General features: G+C 42.1%; 25 protein-coding genes. 12 read left to right on the top strand and 13 right to left on the bottom strand.

Features of this window, described 5'->3' with window-relative positions:
- Nucleotides 1-5: 5 nt before the first annotated feature.
- From accB to ABE954_RS18535, 3 genes are all read right to left on the bottom strand, one after another.
- Complete coding sequence (gene accB, locus ABE954_RS18545) at nucleotides 6-476, bottom strand: acetyl-CoA carboxylase biotin carboxyl carrier protein (protein ID WP_129466435.1); 471 nt, start codon at nucleotides 474-476, stop codon at nucleotides 6-8.
- Between the two features lie 18 nt (nucleotides 477-494).
- Complete coding sequence (aroQ, locus tag ABE954_RS18540; protein ID WP_042846258.1) at nucleotides 495-959, bottom strand: type II 3-dehydroquinate dehydratase; 465 nt, start codon at nucleotides 957-959, stop codon at nucleotides 495-497.
- 233 nt (nucleotides 960-1,192) lie between these two features.
- The gene (locus ABE954_RS18535; protein WP_042846256.1) at nucleotides 1,193-2,173 is read right to left on the bottom strand and encodes an oxidoreductase; all 981 of its coding nucleotides are present in this window, start codon (nucleotides 2,171-2,173) and stop codon (nucleotides 1,193-1,195) included.
- A gap of 604 nt (nucleotides 2,174-2,777) precedes the next feature.
- On the opposite strand from ABE954_RS18535, the gene ABE954_RS18530 reads away from it, so the two are divergent.
- From ABE954_RS18530 to ABE954_RS18480, 11 genes are all read left to right on the top strand, one after another.
- Nucleotides 2,778-3,821, top strand: a complete 1,044-nt coding sequence (locus ABE954_RS18530) for a rod shape-determining protein (RefSeq protein ID WP_004908213.1) — start codon at nucleotides 2,778-2,780, stop codon at nucleotides 3,819-3,821.
- A gap of 81 nt (nucleotides 3,822-3,902) precedes the next feature.
- Entirely contained in the window at nucleotides 3,903-4,871 is a 969-nt protein-coding gene (mreC, locus tag ABE954_RS18525) for a rod shape-determining protein MreC (RefSeq protein WP_042846254.1), read from the top strand.
- Nucleotides 4,872-4,908: 37 nt separating this feature from the next.
- Complete coding sequence (gene mreD, locus ABE954_RS18520; protein WP_042846252.1) at nucleotides 4,909-5,397, top strand: rod shape-determining protein MreD; 489 nt, start codon at nucleotides 4,909-4,911, stop codon at nucleotides 5,395-5,397.
- Between the two features lie 36 nt (nucleotides 5,398-5,433).
- Entirely contained in the window at nucleotides 5,434-6,021 is a 588-nt protein-coding gene (locus ABE954_RS18515; protein WP_129466433.1) for a nucleoside triphosphate pyrophosphatase, read from the top strand.
- Entirely contained in the window at nucleotides 6,018-7,487 is a 1,470-nt protein-coding gene (gene rng, locus ABE954_RS18510) for a ribonuclease G (protein WP_042846247.1), read from the top strand. The genes ABE954_RS18515 and rng overlap by 4 nt, the downstream gene beginning before the upstream one ends.
- Before the next feature lie 24 nt (nucleotides 7,488-7,511).
- Nucleotides 7,512-11,303 carry an AsmA2 domain-containing protein YhdP gene (gene yhdP, locus ABE954_RS18505; protein WP_371025653.1) on the top strand — a complete coding sequence of 1,264 codons (3,792 nt, stop codon included), beginning with the start codon at nucleotides 7,512-7,514 and terminating at the stop codon, nucleotides 11,301-11,303.
- Nucleotides 11,303-12,154 carry a deaminated glutathione amidase gene (nit1, locus tag ABE954_RS18500; protein ID WP_206226748.1) on the top strand — a complete coding sequence of 284 codons (852 nt, stop codon included), beginning with the start codon at nucleotides 11,303-11,305 and terminating at the stop codon, nucleotides 12,152-12,154. Before yhdP ends, nit1 begins: the two co-directional genes overlap by 1 nt.
- A gap of 5 nt (nucleotides 12,155-12,159) precedes the next feature.
- Nucleotides 12,160-13,605 (top strand): metalloprotease TldD, encoded by a 1,446-nt coding sequence (gene tldD, locus ABE954_RS18495; RefSeq protein WP_071548617.1) that lies wholly within the window; start codon nucleotides 12,160-12,162, stop codon nucleotides 13,603-13,605.
- Nucleotides 13,606-13,706: 101 nt separating this feature from the next.
- Nucleotides 13,707-14,195 (top strand): ribonuclease domain-containing protein, encoded by a 489-nt coding sequence (locus ABE954_RS18490; protein WP_042846243.1) that lies wholly within the window; start codon nucleotides 13,707-13,709, stop codon nucleotides 14,193-14,195.
- Between the two features lie 12 nt (nucleotides 14,196-14,207).
- Nucleotides 14,208-14,498: a barstar family protein gene (locus ABE954_RS18485; protein ID WP_370661198.1), complete on the top strand. Its 291-nt coding sequence runs from the start codon at nucleotides 14,208-14,210 to the stop codon at nucleotides 14,496-14,498.
- 59 nt (nucleotides 14,499-14,557) lie between these two features.
- Nucleotides 14,558-15,145 (top strand): alpha/beta hydrolase, encoded by a 588-nt coding sequence (locus ABE954_RS18480; RefSeq protein WP_173424814.1) that lies wholly within the window; start codon nucleotides 14,558-14,560, stop codon nucleotides 15,143-15,145.
- Nucleotides 15,146-15,190: 45 nt separating this feature from the next.
- On the opposite strand, the gene ABE954_RS18475 is transcribed toward ABE954_RS18480, so the two are convergent.
- The 4 genes from ABE954_RS18475 to yjgA all read right to left on the bottom strand — a co-directional run bounded on the left by ABE954_RS18475 (nucleotide 15,191) and on the right by yjgA (nucleotide 18,162).
- The gene (locus ABE954_RS18475) at nucleotides 15,191-16,810 is read right to left on the bottom strand and encodes a hypothetical protein (RefSeq protein WP_371025652.1); all 1,620 of its coding nucleotides are present in this window, start codon (nucleotides 16,808-16,810) and stop codon (nucleotides 15,191-15,193) included.
- Nucleotides 16,811-16,898: 88 nt separating this feature from the next.
- Nucleotides 16,899-17,219 carry a low molecular weight protein tyrosine phosphatase family protein gene (locus ABE954_RS18470; RefSeq protein ID WP_129466431.1) on the bottom strand — a complete coding sequence of 107 codons (321 nt, stop codon included), beginning with the start codon at nucleotides 17,217-17,219 and terminating at the stop codon, nucleotides 16,899-16,901.
- Nucleotides 17,216-17,449: a hypothetical protein gene (locus ABE954_RS18465; RefSeq protein WP_042846238.1), complete on the bottom strand. Its 234-nt coding sequence runs from the start codon at nucleotides 17,447-17,449 to the stop codon at nucleotides 17,216-17,218. The genes ABE954_RS18470 and ABE954_RS18465 overlap by 4 nt, the downstream gene beginning before the upstream one ends.
- A 167-nt stretch (nucleotides 17,450-17,616) precedes the next feature.
- Nucleotides 17,617-18,162 (bottom strand): ribosome biogenesis factor YjgA, encoded by a 546-nt coding sequence (gene yjgA, locus ABE954_RS18460; protein WP_042846237.1) that lies wholly within the window; start codon nucleotides 18,160-18,162, stop codon nucleotides 17,617-17,619.
- A 181-nt stretch (nucleotides 18,163-18,343) separates the two neighbouring features.
- On the opposite strand from yjgA, the gene pmbA reads away from it, so the two are divergent.
- A complete protein-coding gene (gene pmbA / locus ABE954_RS18455; RefSeq protein WP_042846236.1) occupies nucleotides 18,344-19,684 on the top strand; it encodes a metalloprotease PmbA in 1,341 nt (446 codons plus the stop codon).
- A 339-nt stretch (nucleotides 19,685-20,023) separates the two neighbouring features.
- On the opposite strand, the gene rnk is transcribed toward pmbA, so the two are convergent.
- The 6 genes from rnk to rpoN all read right to left on the bottom strand — a co-directional run bounded on the left by rnk (nucleotide 20,024) and on the right by rpoN (nucleotide 24,192).
- Complete coding sequence (gene rnk, locus ABE954_RS18450) at nucleotides 20,024-20,434, bottom strand: nucleoside diphosphate kinase regulator (RefSeq protein WP_042846235.1); 411 nt, start codon at nucleotides 20,432-20,434, stop codon at nucleotides 20,024-20,026.
- Between the two features lie 199 nt (nucleotides 20,435-20,633).
- Complete coding sequence (gene npr, locus ABE954_RS18445; RefSeq protein ID WP_042846234.1) at nucleotides 20,634-20,906, bottom strand: PTS phosphocarrier protein NPr; 273 nt, start codon at nucleotides 20,904-20,906, stop codon at nucleotides 20,634-20,636.
- On the bottom strand, nucleotides 20,907-21,758 hold the full coding sequence (gene rapZ, locus ABE954_RS18440) for an RNase adapter RapZ (protein WP_042846233.1): 852 nt from the start codon (nucleotides 21,756-21,758) through the stop codon (nucleotides 20,907-20,909).
- Between the two features lie 117 nt (nucleotides 21,759-21,875).
- Nucleotides 21,876-22,343 carry a PTS IIA-like nitrogen regulatory protein PtsN gene (ptsN, locus tag ABE954_RS18435; protein WP_042846232.1) on the bottom strand — a complete coding sequence of 156 codons (468 nt, stop codon included), beginning with the start codon at nucleotides 22,341-22,343 and terminating at the stop codon, nucleotides 21,876-21,878.
- Nucleotides 22,344-22,436: 93 nt separating this feature from the next.
- Nucleotides 22,437-22,724: a ribosome hibernation promoting factor gene (hpf, locus tag ABE954_RS18430; protein ID WP_042846231.1), complete on the bottom strand. Its 288-nt coding sequence runs from the start codon at nucleotides 22,722-22,724 to the stop codon at nucleotides 22,437-22,439.
- 22 nt (nucleotides 22,725-22,746) lie between these two features.
- A complete protein-coding gene (gene rpoN / locus ABE954_RS18425; RefSeq protein ID WP_129466429.1) occupies nucleotides 22,747-24,192 on the bottom strand; it encodes an RNA polymerase factor sigma-54 in 1,446 nt (481 codons plus the stop codon).
- Nucleotides 24,193-24,226 lie beyond the last annotated feature (34 nt).

Raw genomic sequence — 24,226 nt, 5'->3', positions numbered from 1 at the left:
CCTCGTTATTCGATAACAACTAGTGGCTCGTCAAATTCTACTGCATCACCGTTTTGCAGCAGAATAGCTTTAACTACGCCTGCTTTATCTGCTTCTATTTGGTTCATCATTTTCATCGCTTCAACGATGCAAAGAGGATCACCAACGCTGACAGTTTGGCCAACTTCAACAAACGGTTTTGCTTCTGGGCTTGGTGCACGGTAGAAAGTCCCTACCATTGGTGAACGGACTTGGTGACCTGCAACTGCAGCTGGAGCCGCTGGTGCAGCCATTGCTTCTGATGGAGCAACAGCATTTGCTAATGCAGGCTGTTGTGCGACAGGTGCTGAGTAATATTGTTGCGGTGCTGCCATAGCCTGAGAAGCGGCAGAAATGCGGCTGATACGTACTGACTCTTCACCTTCAGAAATTTCCAGTTCAGAAATGCCAGACTCTTCGACCAGCTCGATCAGCTTTTTAATTTTACGAATATCCATGGATATGATTCCGTACTCTTATATTTGGATTGAATTAATTAGACGCACACGGTTAACTGCAGCCTGCAAAGCAAAACTGTAGCCATCCGCGCCTAGACCACAAATTACACCGACAGCTTGGTCGGATAAATAAGAATGTTGGCGAAATGGTTCTCTGGCATGCACATTCGAGATATGGATCTCGATAAATGGAAGACAAACTGCCAGTAACGCATCACGCAGAGCTACACTGGTATGTGTGAATGCAGCCGGGTTGATTAGAATAAAATCAACATCATTGCGGGAAGCATGAATTTTATCGATTAACTCATGTTCTGCATTTGACTGAAAATGGCTCAATTTTACCCCTAACTCATTGGCTTCCTGCGTCAGTTTGGAAACAATGTCTGATAGGGTTTTGCTGCCATAGGTACCTGGCTCACGCGTTCCTAGCAGGTTCAGGTTTGGCCCATTCAGGAGCAAAATGTGAATATCTTCTGTCATTATGCTGCTAACTCCGACGATATATCAATAGCCCGACAACATAACCCGATGTTGAGGGTTTGTCATCATTTATCATAAAAATAAATGTTTTTTTGGCTGACAAGGGGAGCCATTATAATTATTTCGTGGCATTTAGCAGCAAAATACTGGTCTTATCAGAGAAATTACCCGAATTTATTTTGTGAATTGTGCGGTAATCCTTATTTTTGGAGAATACCGCAGCAAATTTGTGATTAGGTGCGTAGATTGACAAGGGTACGCCCTGTTACTTCATTTTTTAAGAGTTTTTGTGCAAATTCAGCAGAATCTTCCAGTTTAATCTCTGAACTGACGTGTTCATAGAATGAGGCTGGTAGTATTTGAGAAAGCCGTTCCCACACTTTAGGGCGGTTTGCCGCTGGGTAGTAAACAGAATCAACGCCTTGTAAACGCACATTACGTAAGATAAAAGGCATCACACTGGTTGGTAAGTTAAACCCACCGGCTAAACCACAAGCTGCTACTGCCCCGTTGTAATTGGTTTGAGCAAGAAGATTGGCTAGCAATTCCCCGCCTACAGTATCAATGGCGCCAGCCCACAGTTGTTTATCTAATGGTTTGGCCGCGTGGGTGAAATCGCTGCGAGGTAATACCCTTTTAGCCCCTAAGCTTTGCAAGTAAGCGTTATTCTCTTCGCGCCCTGAAATTGCGACAACGTCATAGCCTAAAAGGGAGAGTAATTGCACGGCAGTGCTCCCTACGCCACCACTTGCCCCACTAACAATCACTTCGCCTTTATCTGGAGTGATGCCTGCTTCTTCTAACGCATTAACACATAGCATGGCAGTGAAGCCTGCCGTACCAATGACCATGGCTTGCTTCAAGGATAAATTTTCAGGTAATGGGGTTAAATACTTCGCAGGAACTCTCGCTTGGGAGGCTAACCCGCCCCAATGAGTTTCACCGACTCCCCACCCTGTTAATAACACATGCTGACCAACTTGAAACCTTGGGTCTTCACTGTGGTGGACTACCCCTGAAAAATCAATACCAGGGACCATCGGATACTGGCGTACTACGCCTGCTTTCCCACAAATGGCCAAAGCATCTTTATAATTTAACGTTGACCAGTGAATATCGACTATAATGTCTCCGGCTGGCAGCATTTCTGTTGTCAGAGATTGAATATTTGCGACAATTTTTTCATCTGCTTGATTTAGGACGAGAGCTTTCATCGTTCACTCCTAGTAAAATGATTAAATATGTCATGTAAAAATGCCGAAAATTTAACGGTATTTCATTGACGTAATAACGGTTCTTAAGCTATTAATAATGTAATTATTTTGTAAAAATTTATTTTTTTCTGGCATACATAGGCTTTTATCATGCAAAATAACGCATCGCGACTAATTCATTTTGCGTACTGATACAAATTTGCCTTATTTTTGGTAGATAATAGAGCTAACACTCGTGAAATTCATCTAATTTGTAGTGAAAATAACCAGTGAGTAGCAATAATAAAAAGATATCAATATTATTTGAACTTGTAGTTATAATTACTTGTCACACTGGGAATACAAACAATGGAGTATATAACAGCCAAAGAATAGGTTTTTTTACGTAATTTCATCTAATGATGGAAAAAGTAAAATAAATATCTATTTTTGGGGCTTTTATCTGCTTCGTTTTGATGAGAAGCATGTACAGTACAGTACGTGATAATAGATGAATTAACCATATTTTTAGAAGTCGCCCATTAACGCCTTGAGGCAGCTTCAAGTGGTTGGTAGAGTAGACGGGTTTATATTCGTCCCCAGCTTGCAGGATAACTCTTTCATTATGTTTAAAAAATTTCGTGGCATGTTTTCTAATGACTTGTCTATTGACTTGGGTACGGCCAATACCCTTATTTATGTTAAAGGACAAGGCGTCAAATTAAATGAACCCTCTGTAGTTGCTATTCGTCAAGACCGCTCCGGTTCGCCAAAAAGTGTTGCGGCGGTCGGTGGTGAAGCCAAGCAGATGCTGGGACGTACACCTGGTAATATTTCTGCAATCAGACCAATGAAAGATGGCGTAATCGCCGACTTCTTCCTGACAGAAAAAATGTTACAACACTTCATCAAACAAGTTCATAGCAACAGTTTTTTACGTCCAAGTCCACGAGTATTAGTTTGTGTACCAGTTGGGGCAACGCAAGTTGAACGTAAAGCTATCCGTGAATCCGCACTGAGTGCAGGGGCACGTGAAGTATTCTTAATTGAAGAACCAATGGCAGCAGCAATTGGCGCAGGTTTACCTGTATCTGAAGCAACGGGTTCTATGGTTGTTGATATCGGTGGTGGTACCACTGAAGTGGCGGTTATTTCTTTAAATGGTGTTGTTTATTCATCTTCAGTACGTATTGGTGGTGACCGTTTTGATGAGTCCATCATTAACTATGTGCGCCGTAATTACGGTTCACTGATTGGTGAGGCAACCGCAGAACGTATTAAACACGGGATTGGCTCTGCATTCCCAACGGATGAAGTTTATGAAATTGAAGTCCGTGGTCGTAACCTTGCAGAGGGCGTACCTCGTGGTTTCAAAATGAATTCAAATGAAATTTTAGAAGCATTACAAGAGCCACTGACTGGGATTGTCAGCGCGGTAATGCTAGCGCTTGAACAGTGCCCACCTGAACTAGCATCTGATATCTCAGAGCGCGGTATGGTATTAACTGGTGGTGGCGCACTGCTTCGTAATTTAGATCGCTTATTGATGGAAGAGACTGGTATCCCAGTTATTGTTGCAGAAGATCCGCTAACTTGCGTCGCTCGTGGTGGCGGGAAAGCATTAGAAATGATCGATATGCACGGTGGTGACCTGTTTAGCGAAGACTAAATGGCCAGCTATAAGCAGCTAGTAAACCCTAGCTGCTTTGACTATTTTTGATCCTCTGACATTAGCGAAACTTAGCCACACATGAAGCCAATTTTTAGGCGAGGTCCATCCCTACAGTTACGCATTATTTTTGCGGTAATCATTGCACTTGTGCTGGTGGTGATTGACCATCGATTTGAGCCTTTCAATAAAATCCGTACCTACTTAGACACGGCGGTTAGCCCATTCTATTTTTTAGCAAATGGGCCACGTCAATTTTTGGATAACATCTCTGAAAGTTTCACCTCTCGCGAACAATTACAGTTTGAAAACAGGGCATTACGTCAAGAATTGTTGCTGAAAAAAGCGGATAATCTTTTACTAGAGCAACTTAAACAAGAAAATGCACGTTTAAGAGAGTTGCTAGGTTCGCCACTTCGTCAAGATGAACACATGATGGTAACGCAAGTTATCTCAGGGGCGAATACACCATATCGCGACCAAGTTGTGATAGATAAAGGCAGTAACGAAGGGGTTTACGAAGGGCAGCCTGTTATTAGTGATAAAGGTGTTGTAGGCCAAGTTGTCGGCGTCAGTAACTTCAATAGTCGTGTTTTACTCATTTGTGATACAACTCATGCATTGCCCGTACAAGTACTACGAAATGATGTGCGTGTTATTGCTGCTGGGTCTGGTTGTACGGATGACATACAATTAGAGCCATTACCTGAAAATACCGATATTCGCATAGGGGATGTATTAGTGACTTCTGGGTTAGGGGGGCGTTTCCCTGAAGGTTACCCAGTTGCCGTTGTTTCTGCGGTTAAACACGATACACAACGCGCTTATACGATTATTAGTGCCAAGCCGAGTGCAGAACTACAACGTTTACGTTATCTGCTCCTTTTATGGGGAAATGATAACGACCCTAAAACTCCGTTAAAGCCGTCAGAGGTATATCGTGCGGCTAATGAACGCTTAATGAAAGTACTGCCTCAAGTATTACCTAATCCAAGTGAAATTCAGGGGCCTCCACTGCCGCCGTCAATGTCTCCAGTATCAGAACCATAGAGAGGGGAATTGAGTATGGTGAGGAGGGGAAAATAGAATGGATGAGTATCGTGGTAACGGGCGAGCCATCATTTGGTTATCTTTTTTTATTGCCTTAATTTTGCAAGTCATGCCTTGGCCTGAACAACTAAGTTTTTACCGCCCTACATGGTTATTATTGATCCTCACTTATTGGGTCATGGCATTGCCGCATCGTGTTAGCGTAGGCACAAGTTTTATTTTGGGAATTATCGTTGATTCCATTCAAGGTTCTGCTCTGGGGGTTCATGCCCTTTCTTTTAGTATAATTTGCTATCTTGTTGCTTATAAGCACCAGTTATTGCGTAATATGGCTCTGTGGCAGCAAGCTTTAGTGATTATGTTACTGACAGTCATTCAGGATTTAGCTGTTTTTTGGGCTGAGTTTCTGTCTTCACAAGTATTATTTCACCCACAAGTATTCTGGAATAGCCTAGTGAATGGTATTCTGTGGCCATGGCTATTTTTGCTTCTACGAAAAATTCGCCGACAATTTTCAGTGTGTTAAGGCTTTAGGTATCCGTTCTGACAGGGAATACAGTTTATGAATTTAATTTATCTTGCATCTGGCTCACCCCGTAGGCGTGAACTAGTTCAGCAACTTAACTATACCTTTGAGGTTTTACGCCCAGAGGTAGAAGAACAGTGGCAGCAGGGTGAGTCCCCTCAAGATTATGTCCAACGCCTTGCGCGCGATAAATCATTGGCTGGTGTTGCAATTGCCCCTGAAGATTGTCCTGTATTAGGTGCAGATACGATTGTGGTGCTTGATGGGGAAATATTGGAAAAACCTCAAGATAACAAACATGCGGAAGCCATGCTAAGCGCGCTATCGGGGAAAACACACCAAGTAATGACGGGTATCGCATTATCTAACCGCCAACAGACTATACAGTCACTGATTGTGACAGATGTGACCTTTCGCGAGTTATCTTTACTTGAAATACGGGATTATATACAGTCAGGCGAGCCTATGGATAAGGCGGGAGCATATGCAATACAAGGAATTGGTGGGCGTTTTATACGGAAAATTAACGGTAGTTACCATGGAGTTGTTGGTTTACCACTGGTTGAAACAGATGAACTCATTCAGCGATTTTTAGCGTTAGGTGATGGTAAGGGGAAGTCATGACTGCGGAACTATTAGTAAATATTACACCATCTGAAACGCGTGTTGCTTATATTGATGGTGGGATCTTACAAGAAATACATGTTGAACGGGAAGCCAAAAGAGGGCTAGTAGGGAATATTTACAAAGGCCGTGTGAGCCGCGTGTTACCCGGTATGCAGGCGGCCTTTGTTGATATTGGTCTAGATAAAGCTGCCTTTTTGCATGCCTCTGATATTATGCCGCACACTGAATGTATTGCTGGCGATGAGCAAAAAAACTTTCATGTCAGAGACATTGCTGAATTAGTAAAACAAGGGCAGGACTTGATTGTCCAAGTTGTTAAGGACCCTCTAGGAACCAAGGGGGCTCGTTTGACGACAGATATTACATTGCCATCGCGCTATTTGGTTTTTATGCCTGGGGCATCCCATGTTGGTGTTTCACAACGCATTGAAAGTGAAGAAGAAAGAGAACGGCTAAAACAGTGCGTTTCTCAATATTGTGATGAAAATGGCGGTTTTATTATCCGTACCGCAGCGGAAGGGGTGGGCGAGGAAGAAGTTAAACAAGATGCCGCCTTCCTAAAACGGCTTTGGGCTAAAGTGATTGAGCGTAAAAAACGTAATGTTACTCGGACTAAAATCTACGGTGAACTGGCTCTCGCTTTTCGTATTATTCGTGATTTTGCAGGTGCTCATCTTGATCGTATTCGCGTTGATTCCCGTTTGACTTATACTCAATTACAAGAGTTTATTGCAGAATACGTACCTGAAATGACGGCAAAATTGGAACTCTATCAGGGGAATCAACCCATTTTTGATTTGTTTGATGTCGAAAATGAAATCCAACGCGCGATGGATAGAAAGGTCGAGTTAAAATCAGGTGGTTATTTAATTATCGATCAAACTGAAGCGATGACGACCATTGATATTAATACTGGGGCGTTTGTTGGGCATCGTAACCTAGAAGAAACCATTTTCAATACTAATATTGAAGCTACTCAAGCAATAGCAAGGCAACTTCGTTTACGAAACCTTGGTGGTATAATTATTATCGATTTTATCGATATGGTTGATCCAGAACATCGCCGCCGTGTGTTAGCATCATTAGAACAAGCACTGGTTAAAGATAAAGTTAAAACGACCATTAATGGCTTTTCTCAGCTTGGTTTAGTCGAAATGACGCGTAAACGGACAAGAGAGAGCCTTGAACATGTTTTGTGTGATGATTGCCCAACTTGCCAAGGTCGAGGTACAGTTAAGTCAGTAGAAACTGTGTGCTATGAAATTTTACGGGAAATAGTCCGAGTTCATCGCACTATCGATGCAGATAGGTTCCTTGTTTATGCATCTCAAGCGGTTGTGGATGTACTTAAAGGGGACGAATCTCACGCACTTGCCGAAGTTGAAATTTTTGTTGGTAAGCAGGTTAAAGTCCAGATTGAACCACTATACAGTCAGGAACGTTTTGATGTTGTCATGATGTAGCATTATTGTTTGAAGGAGAAATGAGTGAAACGACTACCACGTGTAGTACTAGTAACCACTGCGGTTATCTTATTGCTGTGCGCACTAGTGCTGACAGGCTTGCGTTTCCTCTTGCCGAATATTGATAGCTACCGCCAAGATATCATTGCTTACATTGAAAAAAATAATGATGTCACAGTGCAAATTGGCAAAATTGAAGGGGCTTGGCAGTATTTTGGCCCAACCTTCATGTTATCTAATGTGGAATTACAAAATGAAACCACAGATATAACCGCGAGCGTGATTGACGTCGAATTAGATATTTGGAGTTCAATATTATCGTTGCGTTGGCGCTTTCGTGATTTAACCTTCTATCAGCTCAATGTCGATTATAAAGTCCCTTTTAATTTCGAAGGTTCCTCTGAGGGGGAGTCATTAGATAGCATTGAAGAATTGTTTTTACGTCAATTCGACCACTTTATCTTAAAAGAAAGTCAGTTAACTTTTCTCACGCCCTCAGGGCAAAAAACCACCTTAATTTTACCTGAACTCTCTTGGCTAAATGAAAATGAACGTCATAGGGCTCAAGGTTTTGTCAGCCTCGAAACAATCAATAAACAACATGGTTATTTGCAAGTTAAATTAGACGTATCGGATAAAAACGGTGTCTTAAGTGACGGTATTTTTTACCTGCAAGCCGATAATATTGATATGCAACCTTGGCTTAGTCGCTGGCTACGAGAAAACACGTCATTACGAGATGCTAACTTTAGCCTCTCTTCATGGATTAGCTTGAAAAACCAGCAAATTGAAAGTGGGCTAGTTCAATTGCGTCAAGGGGAAGCTAACTGGGGAACCGGCAGTTTATCGCAAAACCTGCAAGTGAATGATTTATTGCTACGCATGAAAAGGCAGGGGAATGGCTGGCTATTTAATATCCCTGAACTTGATACGTTGAAAACCAATGAATATATTTGGCCGCAAGGTAATGTTTCTGTTTTGTATTTACCCGCTTCAAAAAAATATCAGGATAACGACCACTGGCGTATACGAGCAAAAAATATTGAATTAGAACGCTTAAGTGAAGTATTACCCACTTTTTCATTTCTAACGCCCGAGATGGTACAGGATTGGCAGCATCGCCAACCAACGGGTGTCGTCAGTGAGTTTGCCCTTGATCTCACACAGAATATGCCAGAACTCATGCAAATTAGTATGGATTGGCAGGATGTTAGCTGGAAAAAATGGAAAGCGCTTCCTTCGATTAATCATTTTTCGGGTGTCTTAGCGGGTAGCATGCAAAGTGGGGGAGCCTCAGTTAGCTTACAAGATAGTCAGGTGGATTATCGTGACGAATTTAAAGCTCCTTTTGAGATAAAAATGGCTAATGGGCAGCTTTATTGGTTGGATAATGACAGTGAATTTAAGCTCTGGAGCCCATCTTTAGATGTACAAGCCAAATCACTTTGGGCAAACGGGGAGTTTCGTTATGCCAAAGCGAAGAAAGGGAATTATGCAGATTTAGCTATTTTAGCTGGCTTACGTTTGGATGATGCGGGAGACGCATGGCGTTATTTTCCACAAAAACTGATGGGGCAAGATGTTGCTGATTACCTAACAAAGGCGGTTATTGCAGGAAAGGTGGATAATGCAACCTTAGTGTATAAAGGTGACCCAGCAAATTTCCCTTATGATAATAATGATGGTCAATTCCAAGTTTATGTCCCGTTACGTGATGCAACGTTTGAGTACGATCATGAATGGCCAGCCTTATTGGATTTAGATATCGACTTGGACTTTAGGCGTGCTGGGTTATTCATGCATGTGCCAAGCGTCAAACTCGCCGATGCGACTGCAACTAACCTTGATGCCAATATCCCTGATTACACGAAAGAAATGCTGTATATCAATGCTGATGTCAGTGGAACTGGAAAACAAATCCAACAATATTTTACCCATACGCCGATGAAGCACTCAATTGGTGACACTCTAGAAGAGTTACAAATAGGTGGTACGGTGAATGGCCAGTTGGGGCTATCTATCCCACTGGTGGCCGGGAAAGATGTTGTAGCAACAGGAAGCGTTAACCTTAATAAAAATGATTTATTCATTCAGCCGATTGATAGCACAATTTCTTCTCTCACAGGAAGTTTCGTCTTTAATAATGGTGACTTACGAGGTGGGAAACTCCAGGGGCAGTGGTTTGGTCAACCTATTTCCGTAGATTTTAACACATCAGACGGGGCTAAAGATTATCAGGTAAACGTTGATATTGCGGGGAATTGGGCACTGAATAAGTTATCAATGCTACCTGAGGAAATAAAACAACGGGTTTCTGGTAATAGTGATTGGAAAAGCCATGTTGCTATCACAATACCCGAGTCGGCGAAACAACAGGTCGGTTTACAAATTGATGTCACCGCGGGCTTAAAACAACTCAAAAGCCAGTTACCTGCATTGAATAACCAATTACTGGCTGAGCTTGGGGAAATAAATGTACAAGCTAAAGGAACAACAGAGCAATTGACGGTAGGTGGTGATATTGGCAAGCGTCTTGGTTTTAACACGCTGTGGAGTTTGGGTGATGAGCCATTAAAGTTATTAAAAGCGCATGTTGCACCATGGCAAAATAAGCTCCCAGAGCTACCAAAACAATCAGTTTTTGCGGTGGATTTACCGCCTATGACCGATGAGAATTGGCAGAGCCTTGCAGGGCTATTAATGTCATCTAATCGCGGCCAAGGGGATATGAGTATCCGTTTACCTGAATCACTTGATATCCATATTCCAACAATTAACCTTGGCGGGCAAGATTGGAAAAATGTCAATTTTACCTATGATTTGCAGCGTGCAGAGCAGCAAGTCAACATTGATAGCGAAAATTTAAAAGGGTCACTACAAATTTTTGCTAATCAACCATGGCAGGTCGCTATTGATTATTTGTATTACAACCCAAGTTCACTTGCAGGTAATCAAGATAGCTTAGCGGGGCCTACTCAGTTTGATTTCAGCCAATGGCCACAATTGCACTTTAATTGTAAAGAGTGCTGGGTTGCAGGGCAGAAATTGGGGGAAATCAGCGCCAATATTCAGCCTATGGGGCACTCACTACGCTTAACGGGTGGTACATTAAATAATAGTGCGACACAGTTAAAATTAGATGCAATTTGGCACAGTCAGAACGGTAATAAAACAGAAATCGCGGGTTCTCTGACGGGGGGCGCATTTGATGAAACAGCAGCCTATTTCGGGATATTAGTGCCCATTATTGAATCACCTTATACCATACAATTCGATTTAGACTGGGCGAACCTTCCATGGTCACCGGATATTGCTACCTTAAATGGTAAGTTGTCAGCGAAATTAGGTAAAGGTGCAATAGCACAAATGGGCGGAGGTCGAGCTGGGCAAATTCTACGTCTAGTGAGTTTTGATGCGTTATTGCGTAAGTTACAACTCGATTTTCGCGATACGTTCAGTGATGACTTTAATTTTGACTCTATTAAAGGTGATGCCACTATTCATAATGGTGTGATGGCATCCAAAAATACTTATGTTGATGGGTTGGTCGCAGATATTGCGCTGAGTGGGGAAATCAACCTCGTTAAACGGCAAATTAACTTAGAAGCGGTCATCACTCCTGAAATTTCTGCTACAGTAGGTGTAGCAACCGCATTTGTGTTAAACCCTTTTGCAGGCGCTGCTGTTTTCGCAGCGACAAAAGTGCTCGGTCCATTATGGAGTAAAGTTTCTGTTATTCGTTATCGCGTGACAGGTAGCTTGGACGAGCCAAAAATTGATGAAGTATTACGCCAACTGAAGGAGACTCAAGAGTAATGAAAAATGGTAATGTTGCACTTTTGCAGTTATGTAGCGGAAATAATACTAAACACAATTTGGCACAAATAGAGCAACAAATCAAACAGTTACCTGACACTGTTAAGTTAGTACTGACACCTGAGAATGCATTATTATTTGCAGATGCAGCGGCTTACCGCAAACAAGCTGAAGCTCAGGGGAAAGGCCCGCTTCAAGATGCCGTCATTGCAATGGCTAAGCGTTATAATGTTTGGATTTTAGTTGGGTCTATGCCATTGATTAGCCGTGAAGACCCTGAGCGTATTACCAGCAGTAGTTTATTATTTGATTCCGAAGGAAATATTAAAGCACGCTACGATAAAATTCATATGTTTGATGTGAACATTGAAGATGAGCAAGGTAATTATAACGAATCCGTAATTTATCAACGTGGCGAACATATTACGGTTGTTGATACCCCGGTGGGTCGCCTTGGCATGACGATTTGTTATGATTTGCGTTTCCCTGGTTTGTTCCAAGCGTTACGTGAGCAAGGCGCTGAAATTATTTCAGTTCCAGCGGCATTTACTCGTTATACCGGTCAGGCACATTGGGAACCTCTGTTACGTGCTCGTGCGATTGAAAACCAGTGCTACATTCTAGCGCCAGCCCAAGTTGGGGTTCATGGTACACGTCGCACATGGGGGCATAGCCTCGCAGTCGATGGTTGGGGTAAAGTTATCAAAAAGAATGTGGATGCGGTCGCATCTACCGTCTTGAATATAAAAACGGACAGCTTAGGTGTCATGCGTGAGCAAATCAGAGTGGTAAAACATAACCGCTTTAGGCCGCAACTGACATCATTAATTAAAAAAGAAACCAAAGAGTAACGAATATGAGTTTAGTTTCTGTCAGCGAACATTTGCTGGCCGCCAATCGCCTTGAACAAGAAAATCTGTATGACATCTTAGGGATGTTATCTGAACGCCATCTGGATTACGCAGATCTCTTCTTCCAGTCAAGTTTCCATGAGTCGTGGGTTCTTGAAGATAGGATCATTAAAGATGGCTCTTACAATATTGACCAAGGTGTTGGAGTCAGAGCAGTGAGTGGTGAAAAAACAGGTTTTGCTTACGCTGACCAAATTTCACTGCAAGCGCTGGCACAAAGTGCGAAAGCGGCACGCAGCATTGTCAATGAACAGGGCTCTGGCAAATCACAAATTTTAACGGGTGTTGAGTATAAAAAACTGTATTCAGTGACCGACCCGCTACAGAGCCTATCTCGAGAGCAAAAAATTGATTTGTTGCACCGTGTAGATCAGGTCGCTCGTGCAGAAGATCCTCGTGTAATTGAAGTCAATGCAAGTTTAACGGGGGTTTATGAGCAAGTGCTGGTGGCTGCAACAGACGGTACACTGGCAGCAGATATTCGCCCGCTAGTTCGTCTATCGGTCAGTGTACTTGTTGAGCATGATGGTAAACGTGAGCGTGGCGCAAGTGGCGGTGGTGGCCGTTATGGCTATGAGTACTTCTTGGAGATCCATCAAGGGCAAGTTGTTGCTGAGCAATATGCACGTGAAGCTGTGCGTATGGCCTTGGTGAATTTATCTGCGGTTGCCGCACCAGCGGGTATGATGCCTGTTGTTCTTGGCGCTGGCTGGCCGGGTGTCTTACTGCACGAAGCGGTAGGGCATGGCTTAGAAGGTGACTTTAATCGCCGTGGTACCTCTGTTTTTTCTGGCCAAATTGGTGAGCAGGTGGCGTCGTCACTGTGTACTGTTGTAGATGATGGCACTCTTGTTGGTCGTCGTGGCTCTCTTGCAATCGATGACGAAGGTGTACCGGGTCAGTATAACGTTCTAATAGAAAATGGTATTTTGCGTAATTATATTCAAGATAAACTGAATGCACGCCTGATGGGAGTCTCTCCAACGGGCAATGCACGTCGTGAGTCTTATGCGCACTTACCAATGCCTCGAATGACTAACACCTATATGTTAGCGGGGTCTTCAACACCTGAAGAAATTATTGCGAGTGTTGACAAAGGTATCTATGCACCGAACTTTGGTGGTGGTCAGGTGGATATTACCTCGGGTAAATTTGTATTTTCTACATCAGAAGCTTATCTGATTGAAAATGGGAAAATTACTTCTCCAGTGAAAGGGGCGACATTAATTGGCTCTGGTGTTGAGGCTATGCAACAAATCTCAATGGTCGGTAATGACTTAGCCCTTGATAAAGGTGTCGGGGTTTGCGGTAAAGAAGGGCAAAGTGTCCCTGTTGGTGTCGGTCAACCCACATTAAAACTGGATAAACTTACCGTTGGTGGTACCGCGTAATTTTTCAGGACTATAATATAAAATAGGCTTTGTTCGCCCTAGTGACGCTATTGTGACTGGGGCGATTGTGTCTTTGCAAAGCACAAAATAACAGAGGTGTTATGAATAAACGTCTTTTATCCGTAGTGTTAATGGCTATTTTGATTGTGATTAGCCTCTATTTTAATGGCGGGGACAAAACGGCACCGGAACCACCGGCGACTCAAAATAACCCGCCTTCTCGTGAAGCGATAACGCCAAAGGAAGCTCCGCAAACCATCGATAAACTCACTGCGCAAGATAATGTAGTCAGTTTTATGGAAAAATACCAAAAGCTTCCAGCCTTTTATATGACGAAGAAACAGGCTCGTGAAGCAGGGTGGAATGCGAAAAAAGGTAATCTCTGCGAGGTTCTACCCGGCAGGGCAATCGGGGGAGATCGTTTTTCTAATCGTGAGAAAAGGTTACCTATTGCACAAGAACGCCAGTGGTTTGAAGCCGATATTAATTACCGTTGTGGGCATAGAGGGGCTGACCGTTTGTTATACTCGTCAGATGGGATGATTTTTATCACCCAAGATCATTATAAAAGCTTTAAACAAGTAAAATAAGACAAGGGGCGAATGATGAGTAAAAATGTCAGTTTTGACTTTAGGCACATTAATACATTTGACGATTTTTATCATCAGTTTGCCCAGCAATTTTCGTTACCAGATTGGTTTGGATATAACCTTGATGCCTTATGGGACATGGTTTCCGCAGGTATTGAATTACCTGTAACGATTACATTTTCACATATGACATCTGAACAGCGTATTCAATTTTCAGACATTATTGACGTTATGAATGATGCGCAAGATATGTGGGAAGAAGAGTTTATTTTTGCTTTAGATATAACAAAAAGCTCTAACTGATCTACCCATTACTCATGGTAAAGTTTAAGTAAGATAACTGAGTTGATAGGGATTTTAGAATGAGTGATTTCACATCAACACCATTACCACTGCAAAACAAAAAATTTGTTATTGTGCATGGTTATACTGCTTCACCTAAAAAGAATTGGTTTCCGTGGCTAAAATCTGAACTTGAAAATTTGGGCGCTTTTGTTCATGTTCCTGCTATGCCTGAGCCATTATCACCTGATCCGCTAAAATGGCAGCAAAAATTGCAAAGCTTACCTTTTGATATTGATGAGAATACTATCTTTATTGGTCATAGCCTTGGTTGTGTGACGGCATTACAATTTATTGATAGCCAAAACCAAGCTGTTGCCGGCTATATTTTAGTGTCGGGTTTTGATGAAGAGCAGCAGACGCTTCCTGAACTGCGCAGTCATACTACCAGCCCGCTCAATTACGCTTCATTGATTGGTGTGGCTGATAAACGTGTTTCAATCATATCAACCAATGATGAAATAGTGTCACCTCAGTCATCAAAAGCGCTGGCGGAACTGTTAAAAACGCAGGTGATTTTTGAGCAAAATGCAGGCCATTTCCTTGATAGGGAAGGTTATACAAAGTTTCCAACGCTATTAGAGACAATCAAACGCCATTTCAGCTAAAGGGAAAGCAAAGCAGACGGTGTTGTGCTTGCTTTGCTAACCTAATTAGGTGTCATCAAATGGCAAGCCTTTTAGCAATGAATCAAATCGTTGTTTAGTTTCCTGATTTGGTTCAACCTCGTAGCAATTAGCTAAAAATGCCTCTAAACCTTCCGGCCATGTTTCTCTTTTCCAACTGAATAAAGCCTTTAACGCCATATTACGGTTACGTACAACGGGGCTTTGCAAAGCGCACTGAATGAGTGGGAAGCCAATACCTGGAAAGCGATGCAGTTCTTGTAGAATAAAATCCAGTTGACCGTGTGGCAGGTAGTTGGACCCAATTCCTAAGTCATCACGAGGGCCTGTAGCAATTTCATCTAAAGCAAACTGCTCTTCAGCGAGTGCAGCTACTTGCTTAACTTTTTCAATATCATCAGTTTGCATTAACTCATACCATAGATTGCTTTCTGGTTGAGTATATTGTTTTTCATAGAGGTATGGAAAAACGTCTTGTTTGCGTGACTTTGCAACATAAGTGGCTTGGCGAAATAGTGAACTGTCATGACTGTTTAGGCCATGATTGATTAAGGTATCCCAATATGGATTATCTAAAATTAATTGTGCTAATGAAATAATGTCAGAACTGTTGTCATATTGGTTATTATGTTTTTGGAAGAACTCAAGAATTCCTTGAACAGTAAAATAGTATTCTAATGAATAATCATGCTTTTTGACTTGCTGTAAATAATTTAAGCAGCAGCGTGGTGCATCTTCATAATCATGGATATCACGGGCTGGACCACCATCGAGTAGAGCTTGGATGATATGAGTCGCCGCGGTTAGCAATGTTATATTGCTCAATGTCTCAAGTTCATCTGCAAGGTGACAGTAAGTCGCACATTGCCAAGCTGTGTATTCAATCATTACCTGATTCATATAACCGTCAGTGAGTATCCACTGCCGCGTTTCTTCACTTAACTGTTCGGGCAGGCGTTCAATAAGCTGCACTCGTCCCCAACCTTCAACTCGCTTAGCCATTTTTATCCACATTACTTCATATTCTTCAGGTGACTCAATGATGGTGTGAATGGGAAAGATAGCATAAAGGGTAAATTCATCGTGTGCTGCAAGGGTATACAGCGTGTTTAGCCGCTCGTGGCTAGGAAAAAATACACAAAAGGCAATTGCCAGCTTCACTGTATTTTTATCGGGGCTATTGTGTAACAGCCAGTCGGTAAATTCGGCTAATTTAGCGGCAGGCAAGTCTTGTTTCTTGACGATAAGCTCAATTAAATCATCAATATAAGAAATTGGCGTGTTTTGAGCCACATATTGATAAAATTGATTAACAGAAGGTTTATCCCCTTTTTCAACAGCTGCCTTTAATAGCGAATAGAGTTCATGTATATCGGTTTCACTGTTACCGAAGCCGCCATGATGCCCTAATACCCCATCTTCTGCCCCATTTGCCCAGCGAACTTGGTTATCATCCACACTTGGTGTATTAGGAAGTTCAGAGAGGGATTCAGGTAAGGGAGAAAGTTGCTCTTGCCACGGGAGTAATTGTTGGTAAATCGACGGCTTATTTGTATCCCATACACATGGGTAACCAGATTGTTTTTGGCCAAAAATTGAGGACAACCATTTTTTCATAATATCAACCATTTCATTGATTATATTCATAATATCAACCATTTCATTGATTATATTCATAATATATTGTTGAAATAGTGCAAAACTTGCAAAAAAATAATTGGCTAAGTTTACGCTACTAAGAAAGATAGCTCGGAACAGTGTCTTGTAATATTTGAACCAATTCAGGGTCCATATATTGATAATTGTCAGGGATATCAAGAATATGAAGTGGCTTGTATTCAAGTAAGCGTGAAAAATCAGCTTGTAAGCGGTTTTTATGTTTTTGTTCCATGACAAAAATCACATCTGCCCAGCGGATCAAATCCGCATTTACAGGGCACCTTGCATTACGGCTTGTTCCCGCTGAACGGGTGACCCAATTCTCATGGTTGCGCCAGATCTGTTCAGCGGTTGGACTACGCCATTGATTTTTACTGCAAATGAATAGAATATTCACTGGTTATTTTGTATCTCTTCAAGGCTATTACGTACAAGTTGGCTACGACTAACTTGCGGGTAAGCCATGCCTAGTTGAGCTGCACGGACCATTTTTTCACTTCGACCGTACATTTGTTTCCAGTTTTTTTCTGGGGTATAACAGTCAACTAAGCGTGCGTTAAGTTGATCACGTGATTTATTGATGCGAGCTTTGGCTCTGCGCCATGCTCTATCTCGGGTATTATCCATATCTTCCTCATTATTTATCGTGGTTCAGCAGCCGCGATAATACGGGTCAGAGTATGACTAACAGGGGGATAATACGTGGCATTCGGCACGCTATCAATAGCAAGGAAGGGACTTTCAGACTATTGCTTAATTTCCCCTAGCTATAAGGTAGCCTAGGGGAAAAGGAGTTAAGAAATTTCAGATTGCTCTTTCAAATATTGAAATATTTGGCGAAACGCTTTTGGTGGTTTATTGGTTTCGCGTTCTTTTTTAGCATTACGGACTAATGCACGCAGTTGTTGCCTATCAGTACTCGGGAAAAGCGCAACAACATCTTCAATCACTTCATCACCGCCTTCTAACAAGCGGGTGCGTAGATCTTCTATTTTATGTAAGATCACGATCTGCTGGTTATGACGATTTTTAAGTTTATCTAGCGCCTCGGTAATCGGCTCAACTTCTCGTGAACGCAGTAATTTGCCAATAAGTTGTAATTGACGGCGGCGTCCCTCACGCTTAATTTTTTGAGCAAGCTCAATTGCTTCAAGGAGTTGAGTATCTAATGGGATGCGCTCTAATTCGCTTTTACTTAAATCGACTAGCTCAGCACCCAGTTTTTTGAGGATCTCAGCATCGCGTTTGATTTCGCTTTTACTGACCCAAATGATCTCCTCTTCTTCTTCGTCTTGCGGCGCTGGGATATCATCCAGCCAGTCATCAGGCTGTTTGGCCATATCAATTTTCCTTTTTACCAAACACAGTAATGTAATTACGAGTAATTAGCATGATTTACTGCGTTGTGAGTGTTAACATTTGACTATTATCTATTGTAACTGGGAAAACCCCTTTATGACTACCTAGCATTTGCTTGTTAGGGTAGAAAATCACTTTTCCCCACATTATTGGATTAATTGCATGAGTATAACTGAACAAGTCACTGAACAACGTAAAAAACTCGAAGAAGCGGTCGCACGCGCATTAGAATTTGCACAAACACGTTGCGATGCTGCTGAAGTGGCAGTGAATAAAAGTACAGGGATCAGTGTAAGCACTCGTCAAGGTGAAGTTGAAAATGTTGAATTTAACAGTGATGGCGCATTAGGGATCACCGTTTATCATCAACAACGCAAAGGGAGCGCGTCTTCAACCGATTTAAGCCCTGAAGCGATTGAGCGTACCGTACAGGCAGCAATTGATATCGCAAGTTTTACCTCGGAAGATTTATGTGCGGGACCTGCTGAAAAGTCATTATTGGCCTTTGATGCACCTGATCTCAAGCTATTTCAAGCTACTGAATTTTCACCTGAAGAAGCTATTCGCTTAGCCTCTGTGGCAGAAATGTCAGCGCTAAATGCAGACTCGCGCATTGTAAATACCGAAGGTGGAAGTTTTAATGGTCACTACGGTGTCCGTGTATTTGGTAATTCCCATGGTATGCTGCAAAGCTATTGTTCGAGCCGTTATTCGATGTCTAGCTGTGTAATTGCGGAACAAAATGGTCAGATGGAACGGGATTACGCTTATACGATTGGCCGTAGCATAGATGCACTGCAATCCCCTGAATGGGTAGGTCAAGAATGCGCCCGTCGCACATTGTCACGTTTATCACCAAGAAAATTACCAACAATGAAGGCTCCCGTGATTTTTGCTGCAGAAGTCGCCACAGGGTTATTTGGTCACCTCGTTGGGGCGATTAGTGGCAGTAGCATTTATCGTAAGTCGTCATTTTTGTTAGACAGCCTAGGAAAGCAGATTCTGCCTAGTTGGTTAACCATTAATGAGCAGCCGCATTTAATTGGTGGGTTAGCCTCTTCGCCATTTGATAGTGAAGGGGTACGCACCGTTGAGCGTAATATTGTGGAAGATGGCGTTCTGCAAACTTGGTTGCTGACTAGCTATTCAGCAAGAAAACTGGGCTTACAAAGTACCGGGCATGCGGGGGGAATTCATAACTGGCGCATAGCAGGGCAAGGTCTTTCTTTTGATGGGCTACTCAAGCAAATGGGGACAGGCTTAATCGTGACCGAGTTAATGGGGCAAGGTGTGAGCGGCATTACCGGTGATTATTCGCGTGGTGCTTCAGGTTTTTGGGTAGAAAATGGGGAAATCCAATATCCTGTAAGCGAGATCACTATCGCCGGTAATCTAAAAGATATGTGGGCAAATATGGTGACTATTGCGGATGATATCGAAACTCGTAGCAATATTCAGTGTGGTTCAGTCTTGATCCCCGAAATGAGCATTGCTGGGGAGTAACACGCCTCTTATTACTAACGGTTTGACAATAAAACGCCTAATATATTTTATTAGGCGTTTTATTTTAGTATAAAGAATTCTGTTAATTAGTTGATTTTAAATTTATTATTTGAATAGCATCAGCGTGTCATATTGCAGTGGCTATTCTCAGCGCCTATTTTTATCACTGTTTAGCTATATAGGTTTAGTGGTTAAAGTAGGAAAGGGGGGTTACAAGTGTAACTTGCTCTGCAAAGTAGTCAGTACAAAAAAAGCACTCAGATGAGTGCTTGAATAGGTCAGAGGCTTTAGCCAACAGTGTGTTCCGCTAAACTCCCCTTAATTCTATTGCCATAAACATTAACGATGAAATTCACCGGCTGCTTCTGGCTGATAAACGATTTCTAGTACTCGAACTCGAGTTTGCACGCCGTTAGGTAATTCCCAGCTGATTTCATCATTAACATGTAAACCTAACAGTGCAGCACCGATAGGCGCCATTACTGATAATTGTTCAGCGCTATCTTTTAAGGAAGCCGGGTAAACGAGTGTACGCGTATGCTCTTCATTACTGATTAAATCTAAAAAGCGAACGGTACTGTTCATTGTGACGACATCTGCTGGGATTTCTTGTGGGCTAAGAATATCCGCACGGTCAAGTTCATCATTGAGTGCTTCTGCAACAGGTGTGCCCGCATAAGCCGGCTGTTCCATCAGTGCATCCAAGCGTTCAGCATCTAAATCATTGATAATAATTGTTGGCTTTGTCATACCACACTCCAATAGAGACGTACAAAGCAAACACCCCCCACCCAAAAGGTAGGGGGTGTCGCTGTAAATAAATTTGTTTAAAATATTAGGCGCTATACGCTTTAAAGGGAAGAGATCGCGATCACGATCTCTAAGCCTGCCTTTGTAAAAATACGCAGATTGAAATTTTATTGTTACAGCTTAGCTTGACTATTGTTTCTCAAATTTCATCAAACCCGCTTTCGAACAGGTTAATAATTGCGGATAAAGCCTGATTTTCATCGGGGCCGCTAACCTCAATATCAATCTTACTACCTTGTTCCGAGTCTAACATCAACATCGCAATAACGCTATCGGCCTCAGCCTCAATTTGGCTATTATTACGCAAAATAACCTTTGAGTTAAATTGTTTAACTAAATCATAGAGTAACATAGCCGGCCTTGCATGCATACCGAGCCGATTTTTTAGTGTAATAGTGGCTTTTACTGCCATTTATTTACGTTTTTCCAGTGTTCTGTGGCGAGATTGTACATTTTTGCCACGGGAACGGAAATAATCGGCAAGTTGCTCTGCAACATAAACAGAACGGTGCTTACCGCCCGTACAGCCAATCGCCACGGTCAAATAACTGCGGTTATTGGTTTCGAGCATAGGTAACCATAACTCTAAGTAGCTACGAGTCTGATAAATAAAGTTATGCACTTCAGTATGCCTATCTAAAAATGCGGCAACAGGGCGGTCAAGACCTGTCATTGGGCGCAATTTGGGGTCCCAGTGTGGGTTTGGTAAAAAGCGCACGTCAAACACATAGTCAGCATCGATAGGAATACCGTGCTTGAAGCCAAAAGACTCAAACACCATGGTTAGCTCACGCTCACGTTTGCCCATTAAACGTGTTCTTAGCATCTCAGCTAACTCATGGACTGACATCTCAGAGGTATCAATAACTAAGTCTGCTCGAGAGCGCAGTGGCTCTAGCAATTCATTTTCTTCATCTATCGCGCTTTCAAGAGAAAGGTTTTTACTCGAAAGAGGATGCAACCTGCGAGTATCACTGTAACGGCGAATAAGAGTGTTGCGATCGGCATCCAGAAACAATAGCTGAGGAGAGAAGCTTGATGGTAGTTTATCAATAGCCTCTTCGAAGATTTCTGGATTGTCGGGCATATTACGCACGTCAATGCTCACTGCTGCTGAAATATTACGATCAGCCAATGAATTAGCTAGCTCCGGTAGTAATACAACCGGTAGGTTATCCACACAATAGAAACCCATATCTTCCAGCGCACGTAAGGCAACGGATTTTCCCGAACCGGAACGGCCGCTGACAATCATCAGCACCATGAGCTTACTCCCTTTTGTTTCCTAATGATGTGTTTCTTGATAAGCGGTATCTTGCCATTTCTACATTAGAAATCATAATAATATCATTTAGCTATGACAAGAAACATAATTTATCATTTACTCTATAATTATACTGTATAGCTCATCATCGCTTTGTGCGCTGCGTAAGCGCTTGCACAATGTTTTATCTGCTAGTTTTTTAGCGATAAGTGACAATGTATGTAGGTGCGTTTTACATTGGTCAGATGGCACCAGTAACGCGAAAAGCAGGTCTACAGGCTGATTATCAATTGCATCAAAAGCAATTGGTTCCTCTAAGTGTAAAAATACACCGACAGCGCGTGCGCTATCACCTTCGCTTAGCTTTCCATGAGGAATGGCAATTCCACCGCCAATACCTGTCGTTCCTACTTTTTCTCTGGTTAATAATGCTTCAAATACCGTATTTTCAGGTAATTCCAATTCAACGGCAGCCAGCTCACTAATAATTTCTAAGGCTCTTTTTTTACTCGTGCACACAACATTATTACGTGTACAGGCTGATGATAAAACAACGCTTAACTGGATTTCTATATCACTATTCATTTTATTGTTCACTTAGGACTACAAAACCAGATGGTGTATGCCACCATCTGGTTCGAAACATTCATCGGCTCAGTTGCTAGCCGGATAAATGTATTAGTGTTGTCTCAGTTTTTCTTTGTGCTTAGTTAATTGGCGCGACAGTTTATCGACAAGTAAGTCGATAGCTGCGTACATGTCGTTTTCTTCCGCTGATGCATGGAGATCCGCTCCATTGACTTGCACGGTTGCTTCAGCAATTTGCTGAACCTTTTCAACTTTCAAGACAACTTGGATACTATTAATACGATCAAACAATTGCTCTAATTTTTTGAGTTTTTTCTCAACAGTTTCGCGCAATGCTGGAGTAACTTCAATATTGTGTCCAGTAATCTGAAATTCCATACAACCTTCCTTATTTTATCAATTAAACCAGTTGCTTACGCTGGTTTGAGGGCGGAATAGATAACGATTCACGATACTTAGCGACAGTTCTACGAGCCACTTGAATGCCTTGTTCGGCCAGCATACTCGTCAATTTACTGTCACTCAATGGTTTTGCAGGGTTTTCTGCAGCAACCAATTTTTTCACCAACGCTCGAATTGCGGTTGAGGAGGCTTCGCCACCTGTATCCGTACTGACATGGCTGGAGAAAAAATATTTCAACTCAAAAATGCCTCGCGGGCTATGGAGAAACTTTTGAGTTGTCACTCGAGAGATGGTTGATTCGTGCATATCGACCTGATAGGCAATATCAGCCAATATCATTGGTTTCATATACTCTTCACCCAGCTCAAAGAATTCTTGTTGCTGTTCCACAATACAAGTCGCCACTTTTAATAGTGTTTCATGACGGCTTTCTAGGCTTTTTATTAACCATTTTGCTTCTTGAAGATGGCTACGAATATACTGTGTGTCATCCTCATTCGCTGAATTATTAGCCATAGAAGCATAATGATTATTAATACTCAGTTTAGGGATGCTATCTGTATTTAGCTCAACTTGCCAGTGTCCTGCTATTTTTTTCACTAAAACATCAGGAATTACGTATTCTGATTCCCCAGTATTAATGGATTGGCCTGGTTTAGGGTTAAGCGTTAAGATCAAATCGATGGCGGTTTTTAACGCATCTTCTTTTAGACGCGTTAATTTACTGAGTTGCCTAAAGTCACGATTTGCAAGCAAATCAATGTGGTTGCTAATAATTAGTTTGGCTTCTTGTAGCCCGTTGGTTTCTTTGGGGTATAACGAAAGCTGAATCAGTAAACATTCTTTTAAATCTTGAGCGGCGACGCCTAATGGGTCGAAATGTTGAATTCGTTTTAAAACAGCGACAACTTCTTCTAAGCTAATTTCAGGGTTAGCAATTCCTTCATGTATATCAGAAATTGTAGTGGTGAGATAACCTGAATCATCAATTGAATCAATAATTGAGGTGGCTATCGCACGGTCTGTATCAGTAAAGGGCGTCAGCTCAGACTGCCATATTAGGTAATCTTGTAAAGTCTGTGTGGTTTCACCTTGATAAACGGGTAATTCATCATAACTGTAATCATTAGTGGTGCCTGAAGGCGTACCCGCTGTGTAGATTTCATCCCAATCAGCATCCAAAGGAAGCTCATTAGGCATGTCTTGGTTTTCAAGTGCGTCTTTGGTATCAAGTTCACTGCTGTCAGTATTATCACTCAGAGATTCAATAGATTCGGTTTCAGAATTTAATTCTTCTTGTTCAAGAAGCGGGTTAGTTTCTAACGCTAGTTGGATTTCTTGTTGCAGCTCAAGTGTAGACAGTTGCAACAGGCGAATAGCCTGCTGCAATTGGGGTGTCATTGCAAGTTGTTGACTAACTCTAAGCTGCAAACTTTGCTTCATGAAAGTGTTTTATTCTCCTTGAAAAAGAAAGCTG

It is taken from the genome of Providencia sp. TYF-12, from assembly GCF_041344805.1.
Taxonomy (GTDB): domain Bacteria; phylum Pseudomonadota; class Gammaproteobacteria; order Enterobacterales; family Enterobacteriaceae; genus Providencia; species Providencia huashanensis.
This window is presented reverse-complemented; position numbering and strand designations above follow the sequence as displayed.

Coding starts and splice junctions, on each gene's coding strand:
- accB (WP_129466435.1), bottom strand. CDS start 476: ATGGATATTCGTAAAATTAAAAAGCTGATCGAGCTGGTCGAAGAGTCT.
- aroQ (WP_042846258.1), bottom strand. CDS start 959: ATGACAGAAGATATTCACATTTTGCTCCTGAATGGGCCAAACCTGAAC.
- ABE954_RS18535 (WP_042846256.1), bottom strand. CDS start 2,173: ATGAAAGCTCTCGTCCTAAATCAAGCAGATGAAAAAATTGTCGCAAAT.
- ABE954_RS18530 (WP_004908213.1), top strand. CDS start 2,778: ATGTTTAAAAAATTTCGTGGCATGTTTTCTAATGACTTGTCTATTGAC.
- mreC (WP_042846254.1), top strand. CDS start 3,903: ATGAAGCCAATTTTTAGGCGAGGTCCATCCCTACAGTTACGCATTATT.
- mreD (WP_042846252.1), top strand. CDS start 4,909: ATGGATGAGTATCGTGGTAACGGGCGAGCCATCATTTGGTTATCTTTT.
- ABE954_RS18515 (WP_129466433.1), top strand. CDS start 5,434: ATGAATTTAATTTATCTTGCATCTGGCTCACCCCGTAGGCGTGAACTA.
- rng (WP_042846247.1), top strand. CDS start 6,018: ATGACTGCGGAACTATTAGTAAATATTACACCATCTGAAACGCGTGTT.
- nit1 (WP_206226748.1), top strand. CDS start 11,303: ATGAAAAATGGTAATGTTGCACTTTTGCAGTTATGTAGCGGAAATAAT.
- tldD (WP_071548617.1), top strand. CDS start 12,160: ATGAGTTTAGTTTCTGTCAGCGAACATTTGCTGGCCGCCAATCGCCTT.
- ABE954_RS18490 (WP_042846243.1), top strand. CDS start 13,707: ATGAATAAACGTCTTTTATCCGTAGTGTTAATGGCTATTTTGATTGTG.
- ABE954_RS18485 (WP_370661198.1), top strand. CDS start 14,208: ATGATGAGTAAAAATGTCAGTTTTGACTTTAGGCACATTAATACATTT.
- ABE954_RS18480 (WP_173424814.1), top strand. CDS start 14,558: ATGAGTGATTTCACATCAACACCATTACCACTGCAAAACAAAAAATTT.
- ABE954_RS18475 (WP_371025652.1), bottom strand. CDS start 16,810: ATGAATATAATCAATGAAATGGTTGATATTATGAAAAAATGGTTGTCC.
- ABE954_RS18465 (WP_042846238.1), bottom strand. CDS start 17,449: ATGGATAATACCCGAGATAGAGCATGGCGCAGAGCCAAAGCTCGCATC.
- yjgA (WP_042846237.1), bottom strand. CDS start 18,162: ATGGCCAAACAGCCTGATGACTGGCTGGATGATATCCCAGCGCCGCAA.
- pmbA (WP_042846236.1), top strand. CDS start 18,344: ATGAGTATAACTGAACAAGTCACTGAACAACGTAAAAAACTCGAAGAA.
- rnk (WP_042846235.1), bottom strand. CDS start 20,434: ATGACAAAGCCAACAATTATTATCAATGATTTAGATGCTGAACGCTTG.
- npr (WP_042846234.1), bottom strand. CDS start 20,906: ATGGCAGTAAAAGCCACTATTACACTAAAAAATCGGCTCGGTATGCAT.
- rapZ (WP_042846233.1), bottom strand. CDS start 21,758: ATGGTGCTGATGATTGTCAGCGGCCGTTCCGGTTCGGGAAAATCCGTT.
- ptsN (WP_042846232.1), bottom strand. CDS start 22,343: ATGAATAGTGATATAGAAATCCAGTTAAGCGTTGTTTTATCATCAGCC.
- hpf (WP_042846231.1), bottom strand. CDS start 22,724: ATGGAATTTCAGATTACTGGACACAATATTGAAGTTACTCCAGCATTG.
- rpoN (WP_129466429.1), bottom strand. CDS start 24,192: ATGAAGCAAAGTTTGCAGCTTAGAGTTAGTCAACAACTTGCAATGACA.